The 13,268-nt window shown below is 73.2% G+C and carries 11 protein-coding genes; 2 read left to right on the forward strand and 9 right to left on the reverse strand.

Going from position 1 to position 13,268, the window contains the following annotated elements; translation table 11 throughout:
* Positions 1–49: 49 nt before the first annotated feature.
* The 8 genes from secG to hemL all read right to left on the reverse strand — a co-directional run bounded on the left by secG (position 50) and on the right by hemL (position 9,070).
* Positions 50–265: a preprotein translocase subunit SecG gene (gene secG, locus DYI95_RS11195; protein ID WP_116899884.1), complete on the reverse strand. Its 216-nt coding sequence runs from the start codon at positions 263–265 to the stop codon at positions 50–52.
* A 123-nt stretch (positions 266–388) separates the two neighbouring features.
* The gene (gene eno / locus DYI95_RS11200; RefSeq protein ID WP_116899730.1) at positions 389–1,675 is read right to left on the reverse strand and encodes a phosphopyruvate hydratase; all 1,287 of its coding nucleotides are present in this window, start codon (positions 1,673–1,675) and stop codon (positions 389–391) included.
* A gap of 190 nt (positions 1,676–1,865) precedes the next feature.
* Positions 1,866–3,410, reverse strand: coding sequence for a 2,3-bisphosphoglycerate-independent phosphoglycerate mutase (gpmI, locus tag DYI95_RS11205; RefSeq protein ID WP_116899729.1), 1,545 nt, complete (start codon positions 3,408–3,410; stop codon positions 1,866–1,868).
* The gene (gene tpiA, locus DYI95_RS11210; protein WP_116899728.1) at positions 3,407–4,234 is read right to left on the reverse strand and encodes a triose-phosphate isomerase; all 828 of its coding nucleotides are present in this window, start codon (positions 4,232–4,234) and stop codon (positions 3,407–3,409) included. The genes gpmI and tpiA overlap by 4 nt, the downstream gene beginning before the upstream one ends.
* Positions 4,231–5,505 (reverse strand): phosphoglycerate kinase, encoded by a 1,275-nt coding sequence (gene pgk, locus DYI95_RS11215; RefSeq protein ID WP_116899727.1) that lies wholly within the window; start codon positions 5,503–5,505, stop codon positions 4,231–4,233. Before pgk ends, tpiA begins: the two co-directional genes overlap by 4 nt.
* An 87-nt stretch (positions 5,506–5,592) precedes the next feature.
* Positions 5,593–6,603 (reverse strand): type I glyceraldehyde-3-phosphate dehydrogenase, encoded by a 1,011-nt coding sequence (gap, locus tag DYI95_RS11220; RefSeq protein ID WP_116899726.1) that lies wholly within the window; start codon positions 6,601–6,603, stop codon positions 5,593–5,595.
* A gap of 27 nt (positions 6,604–6,630) precedes the next feature.
* Positions 6,631–7,704, reverse strand: coding sequence for an Asp23/Gls24 family envelope stress response protein (locus DYI95_RS11225; RefSeq protein ID WP_116899725.1), 1,074 nt, complete (start codon positions 7,702–7,704; stop codon positions 6,631–6,633).
* A 58-nt stretch (positions 7,705–7,762) separates the two neighbouring features.
* Entirely contained in the window at positions 7,763–9,070 is a 1,308-nt protein-coding gene (gene hemL, locus DYI95_RS11230; protein WP_116899724.1) for a glutamate-1-semialdehyde 2,1-aminomutase, read from the reverse strand.
* A 264-nt stretch (positions 9,071–9,334) separates the two neighbouring features.
* Between hemL and DYI95_RS11235 the strand changes: the two genes are divergently transcribed.
* Complete coding sequence (locus DYI95_RS11235; protein ID WP_116899723.1) at positions 9,335–10,183, forward strand: prolipoprotein diacylglyceryl transferase; 849 nt, start codon at positions 9,335–9,337, stop codon at positions 10,181–10,183.
* Between the two features lie 161 nt (positions 10,184–10,344).
* Here the strand turns inward: DYI95_RS11235 and DYI95_RS11240 are convergent, their stop codons facing one another.
* On the reverse strand, positions 10,345–11,001 hold the full coding sequence (locus DYI95_RS11240; RefSeq protein WP_116899883.1) for a helix-turn-helix domain-containing protein: 657 nt from the start codon (positions 10,999–11,001) through the stop codon (positions 10,345–10,347).
* 383 nt (positions 11,002–11,384) lie between these two features.
* On the opposite strand from DYI95_RS11240, the gene pruA reads away from it, so the two are divergent.
* Positions 11,385–12,935 carry an L-glutamate gamma-semialdehyde dehydrogenase gene (pruA, locus tag DYI95_RS11245; RefSeq protein WP_116899722.1) on the forward strand — a complete coding sequence of 517 codons (1,551 nt, stop codon included), beginning with the start codon at positions 11,385–11,387 and terminating at the stop codon, positions 12,933–12,935.
* Positions 12,936–13,268 lie beyond the last annotated feature (333 nt).

The following is a 13,268-nucleotide window of genomic DNA, read 5'->3' on the forward strand; positions in this document are numbered from 1 at the left end:
CCCGGCGCTGCGGTCCCCGGCCGGCAGGGATCCCTGCGCCGCCAGCAGCTCACTTCATGAAATAGCCCAGCACGAAGGAGGTGACGAAGAACACGACGGCCAGGATCACCGTCATGCGGCTGAGAAAATCGTCCAGCCCCCGCCGCTTGCCGAAGAAGGCCTCGGCCCCGCCGGCGATGGCCCCCGAGAGGCCGGCGCTGCGGCCCGACTGCAAGATGACCGCGGCAATCAGGCCGATCACCGCCAGGATGTGCAGGATCAGCATCACCGTCTCCAAGGCATCCACCCCAATCCCGCCGCCGGCCGCTGCCACCCTGCGGCCGGCGGTGGCTGTGCGGTGCCATGCTACCACAGCCGGCGGGGACCGGCAACGATGGCGGCCAGAGCCCTAGCGGCGGCCGAAGGCGGCCCAGCCGGCGTACTGGGCGCTCTCGCCCAGCTGCTCCTCGATGCGCAGCAGCTGGTTGTACTTGGCGACCCGCTCCGAGCGGGACGGAGCGCCGGTCTTGATCTGGCCGGCCCGGGTGGCGACGGCCAGATCGGCAATGGTCACGTCCTCCGTTTCGCCCGAACGGTGGGAGATGATGTTGCGGTACCCTGCCCGGGCCGCCGTGTCCATGGTGAGCAGGGTCTCCGTCAGGGTGCCGATCTGGTTCACCTTGACCAGCACCGCATTGGCCGCCCCGGCAGCAATGCCCCGCTGGACCCGCTCCACATTGGTGACGAACAGGTCGTCGCCCACCAGCTGCAGGCGGCCGCCCAGCTGGGCCGTGAGCCGGCGCCAGCCTTCCCAGTCTTCTTCGGCCAGCCCGTCTTCCAGGGAAACCAGCGGGTAGCGTTCGAGCCAGCGGGCGTACATGGCGATCAGCTCGTCGGCATCCAGCCGCTGGCCTTGTCCCTCCAGCACGTAGACGCCTTCCTCCGGCCGGTACCACTCGCTGGCCGCGGCGTCGATGGCCAGGGCCACGTCCTCCCCGGGCCGGTAACCCGCCCGCTGGATCGCCTCCATGAGCACGTCCAGGGCCGCCTCGTTGGACTGGAGGTCGGGGGCGAAGCCGCCCTCATCCCCCACGCCGGTGGCCAGCCCCCGCTCGCTCAGCACCCGGTGCAGGGCGTGGAAGATCTCTGCGCCCATGCGCAGGGCGTCGCCAAAGGTGGGCGCACCCGCCGGCACCACCATGAACTCCTGCACGTCCACGTTGTTGTCGGCATGGCGCCCGCCGTTGAGGATGTTCATCAGAGGAACCGGCAGCAGCCGGGCGTTGACCCCACCCAGGTACCGGTACAGGGGCAGGCCCACGGAAGAGGCCGCGGCCCGGGCCACCGCCAGGGACACCCCCAGGATGGCGTTGGCGCCCAGCCGCCCCTTGTTGGGGGTGCCGTCCAGCTCGACCAGGGTGCGGTCGATGGCGGCCTGGTCCAGGGCGTCCATCCCCACCACCTCGGGGGCGATGACCTCCACCACGTTCTCCACCGCCTTGAGGACGCCCTTGCCCCCGTACGCCTCGCCGCCGTCCCGCAGTTCCACCGCCTCAAAGGTGCCCGTCGACGCCCCCGACGGCACGGCCGCCCGGCCGAAGGCGCCGTCTTCCAGCCAGACGTCCACCTCCACCGTGGGGTTGCCCCGGGAGTCCAGGATCTGGCGGGCTTCGACCCCCGCGATCAGCGTGCTCACCGGGCTCGGTTCCTCCCTTCCGATTGCTCTGCCGCTTTCCTGGAGTCGGTTCTACCACTTCCTGGTTGTCGAGGAGTCCCCGGGCGCCCGGGCCGCCGCCCGGGACCGGTGCCCTGGCCCGCCGCGCCGGGCCGGCCCATGGCCATCCCGCCCCCGCCGGCACCGCCCGCCTCCGGCCGGGGGGGAGCCGTTAGCCCCCGACGATCAGGGACCGGCCGGTCATGGCCCCCGGCGGCTCCAGCCCCAGAAGCTCCAGCAGCGTCGGCGCGGCGTCGGCCAGGATCCCGTCCCGCAGCCGCACGTGCCGGCGCCGCCGGTCGACCAGCACGCAGGGCACGGGGCTGGTGGTGTGGGCCGTGTGCGGCTCGCCCGTGGCCGGGTCGACCATGATCTCGGCGTTGCCGTGGTCCGCCAGCACCAGGGCGGCCCCGTCCTGGCGGCGGATGGCCTCCAGCACCCGGCCAAGGCAGCGGTCCACGGTGGCACACGCTTTGATGGCCGCTTCCAGCACGCCCGTGTGCCCCACCATGTCGGGGTTGGCGAAGTTGAGGACCACGGCGTCGAAGCGGCCGCTGTCGATGGCGGCCACCACCTGCTCCGTCACCTCGGGGGCGCTCATCTCCGGCTTGAGGTCGTAGGTGGCCACCTTGGGGGAGGGGACCAGCACCCGCTCCTCCCCGGGGAACGGCGTCTCCTCCCGGCCGTTGAAGAAGTAGGTCACGTGGGCGTACTTCTCCGTCTCGGCGATGCGCAGCTGGGAGAGCCCGGCCCGGGACACCACCTCGCCGAAGGTTTCCTTCAGGTACACCGGCGGGAACGCGGTGGGCAGGGGGAATTCCTCGTCGTATTCGACCATCTGGGTCAGCGGCACCGGGCCCACCCCCTGGGGCCGGGCAAAGGCGTTGAAGGCCGGATCGGCCAGGGCACGGGCCAGCTGCCGCGCCCGGTCGGCCCGGAAGTTGAAGAAGACCGTCTCGTCCCGGGCGGTGATCCGGGGCAGGGGCTGCCCATCCTCGCCGGTGATCACCACGGGCTCGATGAACTCGTCGGTCTGCCCGGCAGCGTAAGCCTGTTCCACCGCCGCCTCGGGCGAGGGGGCGCGGCGGCCCTCCCCCAGCACCAGCGCCCGGTAGGCGCGCTCGGTGCGGTCCCAGCGCTTGTCCCGGTCCATGGCGAAATAGCGGCCCACCACGGTGGCGATGCGGCCCCCGGCCGCCGCCACCCGCCGCAGGTACTCGGGTGCGCTGGTGGGCGGCGTGTCCCGGCCGTCGGTGAAGGCGTGGACCACCGTCTCGACCCCCTCCCGCCGGCCCAGTTCCAGCAGGGCCAGCAGGTGCTCCAGGTCGGAGTGGACCCCGCCGTCGGACACCAGCCCGATCAGGTGGAGCCGGCCGCCCCGCTGCCGGGCCCGCCGCGCCGCTCCCACCAGGGCCTCGTTGGCGAAGAAGGACCCGTCGGCGATGGCGCGGCTGATGCGGACGATGTCCTGGTAGACGATGCGCCCGGCCCCCAGGTTGAGGTGGCCCACGTTGGAGTTGCCCATCAGGCCGCGGGGCAGGCCTACCGCCTCGCCGCTGGCCTCCAGCTGGCTGTGGGGCCAGTGGGCCCAGAGCTCGTCCATCACCGGGGTCTCGGCCAGGGCGACGGCGTTGTTCTCCCGCTCGGCCCGCAGCCCCCAGCCGTCGAGGATGATCAGGGCCACGGGGCGGGGCCGGTTGATCCCGGCGATGGTCATGGCCGGCCTCCCTCCGGGACACCGCCGGTCCGGGCCGCCGCGCCTTCCCGGACCAGCCGGGCGAAGGCCGCCCCGTCCAGGGAGGCGCCGCCCACCAGGGCGCCGTCCACATCGGGCTGCGCCATGAAGCCGGCGATGTTGTCGGGCTTGACGCTGCCGCCGTACAGCACCCGCACCGCAGCGGCCGCGGCGGGGCCGTGCAGCCGCGCCACCAGCTGGCGGATGGCCGCTGCCACCGCCTGGGCGTCGCCGGGGGTGGCCGGGGTGCCGCTGCCGATGGCCCACACGGGCTCGTAGGCGATGACCACCTGGGCGGCCTGGCCCGGCTCGAGGCCCGCCAAGGCGAAGGCCACCTGCCCCAGCACCACCGCCGCCGTGCGGCCCTCCCGGCGCTGGGCGGCATCCTCGCCGACGCACAGGATCGGGGTGAGCCCGCCCGCCAGGGCCGCTTCCAGCTTGCGCTGGATCAGGGCGTCGGTCTCGCCCAGCAGCTGGCGCCGCTCCGAGTGGCCGACGATGACGTAGCGGCAGCCCAGCTCCCGCAGCATGGGGGCCGAGATGGCCCCGGTGAAGGCACCGAACTCGCCCCAGACCAGGTCCTGGGCCCCAAGGGCGATGGAACTGCCGGCCAGCGCCCGGCCCGCCGCCGCCAGCGAGGTGAAGGGCGGGCAGAGCACCACCTCGGCGGACGGGGTCTGCCCTTCCAGGCCCTGGCGGACCGCCGCGGCCAGCTCCGCGGCCTCCGCAGGCAGGGTGTGCATCTTCCAGTTGCCGGCCAGCAGGGGCCTGCGCCCCGCCGGCCCGCCGGAGGCCGCCGGGTTCATCCCGCCATCCCCCCGCCCGGCCCGGCCGGGCCGCCGCGCTCGCTGGCGCCACCGGCCGCACCCGCACCGCCCGGCCCGCTCCCGTTTCCGCGGGGCGCGGGCGCCTCGGGTAAGACCGCCACCCCGGGCAGCTCCTTGCCTTCCAGCAGTTCCAGCGACGCCCCGCCCCCCGTGGAGATGTGGTCGATCCGGCCGGCCACACCGGTGCGCTGGACCGCCGCCACGCTGTCGCCGCCTCCCACCACCGTCACCGCCTCCAGCCCCGCCAGGAACTCCGCCAGGGCAAAGGTTCCCCGGTGGAAGGGCTCCACCTCGAACACCCCCAGGGGACCGTTCCAGAACACGGTGCCCGCCCCCCGCAGCCGCTCCTGCCAGGCCGCCAGGGTGGCCGGTCCCACGTCCACGGCCATGGCCCCGGCGGGGATCCGGTCCACGGGCACCACCCGGCTGGGCGCCCCCGGCTCGAGCTTCTCGGTCACCACCACGTCGGCGGGCAGCAGCAGGCGATCGCCGGCGGTCTCCAGCCACCGCCGGGCCGGTTCGACCTGCTCGGGTTCGTAGATGGAGCGGCCCACGTCGAAGCCCCGCGCCGCGAGCAGCGTGTTGGCCATGGCGCCGCCGATGGCCAGGCCGTCGCACACCTCCAGGAGCCGCTCGATGACCCCGATCTTGTCCGACACCTTGGCGCCGCCCAGCACAGCCCAGAAGGGCCGCCGGGGGCGTTCCAGCAGATCGCCCAGCACCTGCAGCTCCCTCTCCAGGAGGAACCCGGCCGCCGCGGGCAGGCGCTCCGCCACGCCGACCACCGAGGCATGGGCCCGGTGGGCGGCGCCAAAGGCATCGTTCACATACGCATCGGCCAGGCGGGCCAGGGCAGCGGCAAACTCCGGGTCGTTGGCCGTCTCCCCCGGATGGAAGCGCAGGTTCTCCAGCAAAACCACCTCACCGGGCTGGAGACCGGCCACTTCCCGCTCCACCTGGGGCCCCACCACCTCCGGCAGGGCCCGCACCGGCCGGCCCAAAAGCTCCTCCAGGCGCCGGGCCACGGGGGCCAGCCTGAGCTCCTCCACCACCTTGCCCTTGGGCCGGCCCAGGTGGGAGCAGAGGATGACCGCCGCGCCCTGCTCCAGCAGGTAGCGGATGGTGGGAAGGGCGGCGCGGATGCGGGTGTCGTCGGTGATGCGGCCGCCTTCCAGGGGAACGTTGAAGTCGGCGCGGACCAGCACCCGCCGGCCGCGCACATCCAGATCGCGCACCGAGCGCTTGCGCAAGGCCGGGCCTCCTTTCCAGGCCCGGGGCGCCCGGCCGCTCCCGGCCGGGCGCCCCGGCTTCCTGCCAGCTACCCCATGCGCCGCTCTTCACAGGCCCTTCTCGCCGATGAAGGCCACCAGGTCGACCAGGCGGGCGGCATAGCCCCACTCGTTGTCGTACCAGGCCACCACCTTGACCATATTCCCCTCCATCACCATGGTGGAGAGGGCGTCGACCACCGACGAGTAGGTGGAGCCGCGGAAGTCGCTGGAAACCAGGGGCTCCTCGGTGTAACCCAGGATGCCCTTCAGCGGGCCGGCGGCCGCCTCGGCGAAGGCCTGGTTGACCTGTTCCACCGTCACCGGCTGCTTGAGCTCGGCTACCAGGTCGACGATGGACACCGTGGACACCGGCACCCGCAGGGCGAAGCCGTTGAGCCGGCCCTGCAGGTGGGGCAGCACCAGGCCCACGGCCTTGGCCGCGCCGGTGGTGGTGGGGATGATGTTCATCGCCCCGGCCCGCGCCCGCCGGAGGTCCTTGTGGGGCAGGTCCAGGATGCGCTGGTCGTTGGTGTAGGCGTGGACGGTGGTCATCAGCCCGCGGACGATGCCGAAGCGGTCGTCCAGGACCTTGGCCACGGGGGCCAGGCAGTTGGTGGTGCAGGAGGCGTTGGAGATCACCCGGTGCCGGGCGGGATCATACCGGTCGTGGTTGACGCCCAGGACGATGGTGATGTCCTCGTTCTTGGCCGGGGCGGAGATGATCACCTTCTTCGCCCCGCCGCCCTCGATGTGGGCCACCGCCTTGGTGGCGTCGGTGAACACGCCGGTGGACTCGATGACCACCTCGGCCCCCGCCTGGTCCCAGGCCAGCTGGGCCGGGTCCTTGATGGCGGTGAAGCGGATGCGCTTGCCGTCGACGATCAGGGCGTCGTCCTCTGCCCGGACGTCGGCGTCGAAGATGCCGTAGTTGGAGTCGTACTTGAGCAGGTGGGCGAAGGTGGCCGCCGGCGCCAGGTCATTGACGGCCACGATCTCGATGTCGTCCCGGCGCCAGGCTTGCCGGAAGAACCGGCGGCCGATGCTGCCGAACCCGTTGATGCCAACCCGAACGGCCATGACATCCCGCTCCTTTCCAGCCCGTGCCTACGGGTCCATCATAGCAGTTTCCCCTGATGATTCCTTGAGGGGCGCCGCCGTGGCCGGGGGAGGTGCCGCCGTCCCCGCACCCTGCCCTCCCGCACCCTGCCCCCCCGCGCCCTGCCTTCCCGCGCCGGCCACGCCGGCCGCCCCCACGCCCTCCGCCCCGGATGGGCCGCCCTCGCCGGGATCAACGCCCTGGGCCGAACCGCCCCGGGTCGAACCCGCCGCCGGGCCGCGGCCCTCCGCCGGGCCGGCGCCGCCCCCGGCCAGCCGGCGGGCCACCACGTCCAGGGCGATCACGTTCAGGGCCGTCATGTGCTCCACCGCCTGCAGCGCCTGGCGCTGGGCCGAGGCCAGCACGGCCCGCAGGGGGCGCCCCGGTTCCACGGCCACCTCCAGGGTGATGGCCACCCCCTCCTCCCGGTCCGTAACGCCGGCCCGCAACACCTCGGCCACCCCCGTCACCCGGGCGGCCGCGTAGGCCGCGATGCTGCCCACCACCTGGCGGGTGATGAAGAAGCGGCCCAGGGAGCTGTAGGTGGGGCGCACCATGGTCTTCTCGATCACCTGGCCGGAGCCCGCCGGCCGGTTCTTCCCGCGGTAGAACAGGCGCAGCGGGTCCAGCAGGTAACCGGAGAAGCTGCGCTTCACCTCGAAGGTGGGCGCCGGGATCACGTGCCGGCCCTGGGTCCGGCGGATGAGCTGGGCCCGCCGGATCCCCGCCGGCGTGGCCACCTCTTCGATCCCGATGTAGCGCGCTGGAGCCGGCAGCCCCAGGGTGGCGGCGATCCGGTCCACCATGTCCCGGGAGGTGCCCAGGATCAGCACCCGGCGGGGCCGGAGGGCCTCCAGGGCCCGGCGGACCTCGTCCCGGTGGGCCGGGTCGACGAACAGGGCGCGGCGGATGGCGCCGATCTTGGTCGCCTCCCGCTTGGCCGACACGCCGGCGACGATGCGGCTCTCCCGGATGAGCAGCCCGTCGTCGATCAGGGCGTCGGCCTCCACCTCCCGCGCCACGGCGGCGGCGCGGTGGCTCTTGCCGGTTCCGCTCGGCCCCACCAGGGCGATGACTTCCATGAGGGCCTCCCTCGTGGTCGCAGCCGGGGCCGGTGCCCTTGCCGCTGGCACCGGCCTGTCACTGCCGGGCGCGGCGCAGGGCACGGGCGTGGGCCTCCACGGTGAACTCGATGTCCTGGTCCGTGTGGGCCAGGGAGACGAAGGCCGCCTCGAAGGCCGAAGGCGGCAGGTACACGCCCTCCCGCAGCATGCCGTGGAAGTAGCGGGCGTAAAAGGCCGTGTCGGAACGGCGCACCTCCTCCAGGTTCCGCAGCGGCCCCGGATGGAAGAACCCGGTCCACATGGACCCCACCCGCTGCACGCAGTAGGGCACGTCCTGCGCCCGGGCCTCGGCCAGCAGGCCTTCCGCCAGCCGCGCCGCCTGGCGTTCCAGGCGCTCGTAGGTGCCGGGCTGGCTCAGCACCTCCAGGGTGGCCAGCCCCGCCGCCATGGCCAGGGGATTGCCCGAGAGGGTCCCCGCCTGGTAGACGGGCCCCGCAGGGGCCACCCGCTCCATGATGTCGGCCCGGCCGCCGTAGGCGCCCACCGGCAGGCCGCCGCCGATGATCTTGCCCAGGCAGGTCAGGTCGGGGACGATGCCCAGCAGGCCCTGGGCGCCGCCCAGGCCCACCCGGAAGCCCGTGATCACCTCGTCGAAGATCAGCAGGGCCCCCGCCTCCCGGGTCAGGCGGCGCAGGGCGGGCAAGAACCCCGGTTCGGGCGGCACCACCCCCATGTTGCCGGCGATGGGCTCGACGATCACCGCGGCGATTTGCTCGCCGTGCCGGGCGAACAGTTCTTCGACGGCTGCCACGTCGTTGTACGGCAGCACCCAGGTATCCCCGGCCGCCCCCGCCGTCACCCCCGGCGACCCCGGCAGGCCCAGGGTCAGCACGCCCGAACCCGCCTCCACCAGCAGGCTGTCGGCATGGCCGTGGTAGCAGCCGGCGAACTTGACGATCTTGTCCCGCCCGGTGAAGGCGCGGGCCAGGCGCAGGGCGCTCATGGCGGCCTCGGTGCCCGAGTTGACGAACCGGACCCGTTCCATGGAGGGCATGGCGGCGGTGATGGCCTCGGCCAGGGCCAGTTCCACCTCGGTGGGGGCGCCGTAGGCGGTGCCCTGCTCCGCCTGGCGCTGGACGGCCTGGACCACGGCCGGGTGGGCATGGCCCAGGATCAGAGGACCCCAGGCCATGACGTAGTCCACGTAGCGGATGCCGTCCACGTCGGTCACGTAGGGCCCCTTGGCCCGGTCGATGAACCGCGGCGTGCCGCCGACGGCCGCAAAGGCCCGGACGGGGCTGCTCACCCCGCCCGGGAGCAATTGTCGCGCCCGCTCCCAGAGCTCCCGGGACCGGGCGGCGCGGCGCTCTTCCCCGCTGTCCATGGGCGTCCCCTTTCTGCTCCTGGGGCCTGGCCGGGCCTGGCTGCCAGGCCTCATGGGCGGCCTTGTTTCGCTGGGCCGCAGCCGGTGACCCGGCCGGCGGCCTTGCCGCCACCGGGGCTGCGGCGGCTGCCGGACCCGCAGTCGCCCGGCCGCAGCCGGCGGCATGGCACCGGCGGTTGGCGGGCCGGCCCATGCCGCCGGACCTCGGGTGATTTCAGGTTGAATGGTACAATGAACCGGCAAGGAAGACGAGGAGGGCGCGCCGTGGAAGTCAACTGGGACCCCGTATTGATTCAGATCGGCCCCCTGGCCATCCGCTGGTACGGGTTCTTCATGGCGGTGTCCATGGCCGCGGGCCTGTACGTGCTGGTGCGGGACGGTATCCGGCGGGGCTACGACGAGGAGTTCCTCTACAACGTCAGCGCGCTGATCATCGTCGGCGGGATCGTGGGCGCCCGCCTGGTCTACGTGCTGACCAATCCGGGCGATTACTTCGCTCCCGGCCGCTACGGCGAGATCATCCGGGTCGACCACGGCGGGCTCTCCCTGCACGGCGCCCTGCTGGGCGGCGGCCTGGCCGGCTGGTGGTACATCCGTCGCCGGCTGCCGGGGCCGGCCTGGCCCCATTTCCAGCGCCTGCTGGACCTGGCGGTGCCGGGCGTGGCCATCGGCTACATGCTGGTGCGCATCGGCAACCTGTTCAACGGCGAGGTGCTGGGCAACTTCACCACCGCCCTGCCCTTTCCCCGCCACCCCGTCCAGCTCTACGCCTCGGCGGCAGGGCTCGGGCTCCTGCTCCTGCACCACCGGCTGGCGCGCCGCCGGCCTCCCGCCGGTTACCTCTTCTGGAGCTTTCTCTACTACTACCAGTGGTGGCGGGTGGCGGTGGAAGAAACGGTGCGGGACGCCCCCATCGCCTGGCCCGTCTACGCCAACCCGGCCTACGGCATCGAAATCCTGACCGTCACCCAGGTGACCACCTGGCCGCTGCTGGTCCTGGCCTGGTGGCTGCGCAAGCGGTCCCTGGAACAGGACATCGATCCGGCCTGGGAGCCCGGAGAAGGGGCGGGGCTGGATTACGGCACGGAAGACGGCAGGGAAGGCGAGCGGTAGACCCCCGCAGCCAGGGGCCAGGCCCTCGGCAGGCCCCAGTCACCGCGCTCCCCGGGACTGCCCGGCCGAGGCCGGCTCCGGCGGGCCCCAGGTGCGGGAGCAGCCTGGCCGGAATCCCGGGGGTCACCCCGCCGGCCCCGAGGTAGCCGTCGCTTCCGGCTTCAGCCGGAGGGACCGGGTTCTTCGCCCGGTGCCCCGCCCGGAGACGAGCCGCCCGGCATCCCGCCCGGCGCCGGGCCGCCCGGTGGCGGGGGCGGGGCGCCCGGTGGTGAGGGCTGGCCCGCTCCCGGCGCAGCTTCCGCCGGCTCCGCTTCCGCCGCCGTGTCCGCCTCCGGGGCTCCATGTGCCTCCGGGCCGGAAGGGGCGAGCGAACGGGAGTCGCCGCTCAGGCGGGGTCCGCCCCGCGGGCGCGGGTACAGGGTGCCTCCCCGGCGGCGGCCGCCGGTGGTCCCGCGCCCCCGCCCGGTGAGTCCCACCCGGTCGAGAAACTCCGCCACCGCCTCCAGCTGCTGGTCCTCCAGGGTGGCGAGCCGCTGGCACGCCTCGGCCAGGGCCGGCCGGTCCAGCAACTGGAGCGCCAGTCCCGCCAGCGGCTGAGGCAGCAGGGTCTCCAGCGCCAGCCGGTCCGTCAGGAAGACCGAAACGGGCACTTCGTAGAGGGCCGCCAGCTCCCGCAGCACGTCCAGGCTGGGTTGCCGTTCGTTGCGCTCGTATTTGCTGATGGTCGAGAAATGCATCCCCGTCCGCCGCTCCACCTCGTAGATGCTGAGGTTGCGGCTCTCGCGGATGCGGCGCAAGCGGCCTCCCAGGTCGTCCACGCTGGTCACTCCAGGCGGTGGTGAATGGTCCACCCCGCGGGCCCATGCCCGGCACTCCCTGCCATGCATTCCGGCTGGGCGGGAGGCTTCCTATAGCCACAGCGGACATACACCGGCGTGATGTAGCCACTGTGTCGACACCGGGTGCGGGAGGTCCCGAACGAACCCGCCGCCAGGGCGCGGGTTCGTCCGGCGGGTGGCACCCGGTTGGGCCGGTCGCGCGGGCGGTGCAGGGGGAACGGCAGGGATGTGGGCGGCGGCTGTCTAAGGGTTGGCGCGGCCGGCACCGGACTGGTGAGGACTTCCACAGCCCTGGCCGCCCCCTGGGGTGTATCGGGTGCGCCGCGCCATTGGCAAGGTATCGGCGGAAGGAGGATGCGTAGATGCCCGTGCCGGAATTCCGCAACGAGCCGCTCACGGACTTTACCCAGCCGGCCGCGCACCAGGCCATGACCGAGGCCCTGGCCCGGGTGCGGGCGGAGTTCGGCCGCCACTATCCCCTCTGGATCGGCGGCCGGGCGGTCGACACGCCGGAGCGCATCGTCTCGTACAACCCGGGCCGCAAGACGGAAGTGGTGGGGACGGTGGCCCGGGCCAGCCGCGAGCATGCCGAGCAGGCCCTGGCCGCCGCCTGGGAAGCCTTCGGACCCTGGAGCCGCCTCTCGGCGGCCGCCCGGGCGGCCGTGCTCTTCCGGGCCGCCGCCATCATGCGCCGGCGCAAGCTGGAGCTGGCGGCGTGGGAGGTCTACGAGGCCGGCAAGACCTGGCCGGAGGCCGACGCCGACGTGGCCGAGGCCATCGACTTCCTCGAGTACTACGGGCGGCAAGCCTTGCGGCTGGAGGAACCGCAGCCCCTGACGCCCCTGGCCGGGGAGTTCAACGAGGCCTTCTACATCCCCCTGGGAGCCGGCCTGGTGGTGCCGCCGTGGAACTTCCCCCTGGCCATCCTGACCGGCACCACCGTGGGTCCGGTGGTGGCGGGCAACACGGTCGTCCTCAAGCCGGCCAGCAACACCCCCATCATCGCGGCCAAGTTCATGGAGATCATGATCGAGGCCGGCATCCCGGCCGGGGTGATCAACTTCCTGCCGGGCCCCGGCCCGGAGGTGGGCGACTACCTGGTGGCCCACCCGCGCACCCGGTTCATCAACTTCACGGGCTCCATGGAGGTCGGCCTGCGCATCTACGAGCAGGCGGCGCGCCGCCAGCCCGGCCAGATCTGGCTGAAGCGGGTCGTGGCCGAGATGGGCGGCAAGGACGCCATCATCGTGGACGACAGCGCCGACCTGGAGGACGCGGCCAGCGGCATCGTGACGTCGGCCTTCGGCTTCCAGGGCCAGAAGTGCTCGGCCTGCTCGCGGGCCATCGTGGTCGACCGCGTCTACGATGAGGTCCTGCGCCGGGTGGTGGAAAAGACCCAGCAGCTGCGGGTCGGCCAGGCGGACGACCCGGCCACCCAGGTGGGTCCCGTCATCGACCACGCGGCCTTCCAGAAGATCATGCGCTACATCGAGATCGGCCGCGGCGAGGGCCGGCTGGTGGCCGGCGGCCAGGGCGACGACCGCGAGGGCTACTTCATCCAGCCCACCGTCTTCGCCGACGTGGACGGCCGCGCCACCATCGCCCAGGAGGAGATCTTCGGGCCCGTGGTGGCCTTCATCCGCGCCCGCGACTTCGACCACGCCCTGGCCCTGGCCAACGACACCATGTACGGGCTGACGGGCTCCGTCTACGCCCGCGACCGGTACAAGCTGGAGCGCGCCAAGCGGGAGTTCCACGTGGGCAACCTGTACTTCAACCGCAAGTGCACCGGCGCCCTGGTGGGCGTGCACCCCTTCGGCGGCTGGAACATGTCCGGCACCGACGCCAAGGCCGGCGGGCCGGACTACCTGCTCTGGTTCCTGCAGCCCAAGGCGGTCTCGGAAAGGCTGTAGGACGCCGGCACCGGAACAGCGGGGAGGCCTGAAGCCCGCGGGACGGGCACCCCGGGCAGGGATCAGGGAGGGCGCCCGCCGGCCTTACCGGCTCCCCCCGGCCCTGCCCGGCGGCCCCGGTCGGGGCGGGTGAACCGGCGGACCCGGAGCCCGCGAGGCCGGGTGGACCTGCGAGCACCGGGGGCCCGGTCGACCACAAGCCGGGTCAAGGGGCCGGCGGGGCAGGTGGAAGCAGGTATGGCATCGGGGGGTACCGCCGGGGCAGCCGTGGCTGCGGCGGTGCCGCCCGGCCCGTGCCGGCCTGTAGCCGCCGGGCGGGCGTCAGCCCGCCCG

The sequence above is a fragment of the Thermaerobacter sp. PB12/4term genome, from assembly GCF_003403315.2.
Taxonomy (GTDB): Bacteria; Bacillota; Sulfobacillia; order Thermaerobacterales; family Thermaerobacteraceae; genus Thermaerobacter.

What these genes read in the sequence shown, in the direction of transcription:
- secG (WP_116899884.1), bottom strand. Translation starts at nt 265, where the DNA reads ATGCTGATCCTGCACATCCTGGCGGTGATCGGCCTGATTGCCGCGGTC.
- gpmI (WP_116899729.1), bottom strand. Translation starts at nt 3,410, where the DNA reads ATGACCATCGCCGGGATCAACCGGCCCCGCCCCGTGGCCCTGATCATC.
- tpiA (WP_116899728.1), bottom strand. Translation starts at nt 4,234, where the DNA reads ATGAACCCGGCGGCCTCCGGCGGGCCGGCGGGGCGCAGGCCCCTGCTG.
- gap (WP_116899726.1), bottom strand. Translation starts at nt 6,603, where the DNA reads ATGGCCGTTCGGGTTGGCATCAACGGGTTCGGCAGCATCGGCCGCCGG.
- DYI95_RS11225 (WP_116899725.1), bottom strand. Translation starts at nt 7,704, where the DNA reads ATGGAAGTCATCGCCCTGGTGGGGCCGAGCGGAACCGGCAAGAGCCAC.
- hemL (WP_116899724.1), bottom strand. Translation starts at nt 9,070, where the DNA reads ATGGACAGCGGGGAAGAGCGCCGCGCCGCCCGGTCCCGGGAGCTCTGG.
- pruA (WP_116899722.1), top strand. Translation starts at nt 11,385, where the DNA reads ATGCCCGTGCCGGAATTCCGCAACGAGCCGCTCACGGACTTTACCCAG.